General features: G+C 47.6%; 1 protein-coding gene. It reads left to right on the top strand.

The features are described 5' to 3' along the window. A partial coding sequence (locus tag B4H32_RS11365; protein WP_286803132.1) for a DALR anticodon-binding domain-containing protein occupies positions 1 to 231 on the top strand: 231 nt, incomplete at both ends.

The following is a 231-nucleotide window of genomic DNA, read 5'->3' as shown; positions in this document are numbered from 1 at the left end:
ACGTGTTGCCAATATTCTTGCAAAAGAAGCAACGCCTGAAGGGGCTGTGGTTGAAGCGAATCTGGTTGAAGCGGCTGAAAAAGCGCTTTATGCAGAACTTCAAGCATTGACACCAGTGGTTCAGCCTTTACTTGCTGCACGTAACTATACAGAAGCGTTGTCTAAGCTTGCTGCACTTCGTGCGCCAATCGATGCCTTCTTTGAAGGTGTAATGGTCATGGCAGATGATGG

The sequence above is a fragment of the Acinetobacter sp. UBA2063 genome (assembly GCF_002333245.1).
Taxonomy (GTDB): domain Bacteria; phylum Pseudomonadota; class Gammaproteobacteria; order Pseudomonadales; family Moraxellaceae; genus Acinetobacter; species Acinetobacter parvus.
This window is presented reverse-complemented; position numbering and strand designations above follow the sequence as displayed.